The sequence below is a fragment of the Nocardiopsis sp. RV163 genome (assembly GCF_001029525.1).
GTDB lineage: Bacteria > Actinomycetota > Actinomycetes > Streptosporangiales > Streptosporangiaceae > Nocardiopsis > Nocardiopsis dassonvillei.
Genome location: NZ_LEKI01000312.1, coordinates 1 through 2102 on the forward strand (window position 1 = coordinate 1; position 2102 = coordinate 2102).

The 2102-nt window shown below is 73.9% G+C and carries 1 protein-coding gene and 1 pseudogene; one reads left to right on the plus strand and one right to left on the minus strand.

Going from position 1 to position 2102, the window contains the following annotated elements; all coding sequences use genetic code 11:
- Nucleotides 1–111: 111 nt before the first annotated feature.
- Nucleotides 112–1794 (plus strand): carbamoyltransferase C-terminal domain-containing protein, encoded by a 1683-nt coding sequence (locus ABD54_RS26370; RefSeq protein ID WP_047872258.1) that lies wholly within the window; start codon nucleotides 112–114, stop codon nucleotides 1792–1794.
- A gap of 29 nt (nucleotides 1795–1823) precedes the next feature.
- Here ABD54_RS26370 and ABD54_RS28425 read toward each other — a convergent pair.
- Nucleotides 1824–2102: pseudogene (locus ABD54_RS28425) on the minus strand (hypothetical protein); the annotation flags it as partial.

Here is a 2102-nt window from a genome sequence, read left to right on the forward strand (position 1 = left end):
GTCCGGGGGCGGCCCCGGACCCACCCCTGCGGCGCCGGGGCCGCCCCCGGACCCACCGACGCCACGCCACACGCCCCTTCGGTGGCTGGTCCCCACAGAGAGGATGGCTCCATGTCCCGCCCGAACCACCGTCCCACCGTGCTCGGCCTCGGCGGCTCCGGCCACGACTGGTCCGCCGCGGCGATGGACCCCGCGCGCATCGTCGCGATCGACGAGGAACGACTCACCCGCAAGAAGTACGGTGTCGGCTCCGACCTGCTCGCAGGCCTCAGCCGACGCGCCGTCACCGCCCAACTCGGCACGACCCCCGAGGAAGTCGACCTCGCGGTCGCCTGTGACCTGGTGCCCCCCGCCTTCTCCTTCCCGGTCCGCCGCAAGCTGACCGTGATCGACCACCACCTCGCCCACGCCTACAGCACCTTCGCCGGATCCGGGTTCGACCGGGCCGCGGTCCTGGTCAGCGACAACTCCGGGAGCCTCGTCTCCGGGACCCGTGAGGGGGACGGCCCCCGCGCCGCCGAGACGATCAGCGGGTACGTCGGGGACCAGGACGGCCTGCACCTGTTGACGCGCGTCTCGGGCGAGCACCGCCTCGACGGTTCGGCCGGCGGCTACTACCAGCCCGGCAGCACCGACAACTCGCTCGGACACTTCTACCGCTCGGTGAGCATCGCCTGCGGCCTGGCCTACCGGGGGCCGACCGGCACGCACGAGGTCAGCGAGGACGGCAAGACGATGGGACTGGCCTCCTACGGCGACCGGCGCTTCGTGGACGACCTCGCCGCCCTCGTCGACCTCGGCCCCGGAGGGGGGGTCCGCATCGACGCCGACGCGGTCGACCGCACGTGCGCCGCACTCGTCGCCGGGGGCGACTTCGACACCCGGGCAGCCCTGGCCCGTGCCGCGCAGGAGGTCCTGGAACGGGCCGTGGTGCACGTCGCCCGGGACCTGCACGCCCGTACCGGCGCCCGGGACCTGTGCCTGGCCGGGGGCACGGCACTCAACAGCGTCGCCAACGGGCGGATCCTGAGGGAGACGCCCTTCGAGCGCCTGTTCGTGGTCCCGGCCGCCGGCGACAACGGCATCAGCCTCGGCGCCGCCTATTACGGCCTGCACGTCGGGTCGGGGGTGCCGATGCGCGAACTGCCCCACCTCACCGACGCCTACCTCGGTCCCGACCACGGGCACGCGGCCGCCGAGACCGCGATAGCCGAGAGCGGACTCCCGTGCGCGCGCCCCGACGACCTGCCCGGCGCGGTCGCCGGTCTGCTCGCCGAGGGACGCACCGTCGGCTGGTTCGACGGACGCTCCGAGTTCGGGCCGCGGGCCCTGGGCCACCGCAGCATCCTGTCCGCGCCCTACCCGGCCTCGGTTCGCGACCACCTCAACGACAACGTGAAGTACCGCGAGTGGTTCCGGCCCTACGCGCCGGTCGTGCGCGAGGAGCGAGCCCCGGAGTACTTCGACGTGGACGCCCCCACCCCGTACATGCTCGTCGTCGCCGGCGTCCGCCGACCGGACGCGGTGCCTGCGGTGACGCACGTGGACGGCACCGCCCGATTGCAGACCCTGGCCCGCGACACGAACCCGGCGCTCCACGACCTGCTGGGGGAGTTCGACGTCCGCACCGGGTGCCCGGTACTGCTCAACACCTCGTTCAACGTGGCGGGGGAGCCGATCGTGGAGACCCCGGAGGAGGCCGTCGCCGCCTTCGCGCGCATGAACCTCGACCACCTCGTCGTCGACGGACGCCACCTGCTCTCACGGAGCAGCACGCGGATGGCCACCGCCTGACCAGCGCCCGGTCCCCCGGACCGGGCGCCTCAGCCGCCCTTGCGGTCGAGGCGCTCGATCTCGCGGGCGAACTCCGCCCAGGACCGCGCCGATAGCCGGGCGATCTCGGCCATCGCCTCGGTCTGGTGCGCCGGCAGGTGGGGGAGGAAGGAGCGCCACCCGTCGTCGGGTATAGCCCCGTGGGTGAACCAGCGCAGCACGCGACGGCCCTGTTCGTTGAAGCGCAGCGCCGGGTCCCGACGCAGTGCCTCCAGGAGCGCCTGGGGCGTGCGGTCGGGGGAGGCGGGCGCGGCCGGTGCCCTGACGCA

Bases quoted from the DNA above. Each gene is read 5' to 3' on its own strand.
- ABD54_RS26370 (WP_047872258.1), top strand. From the start codon at position 112: ATGTCCCGCCCGAACCACCGTCCCACCGTGCTCGGCCTCGGCGGCTCC.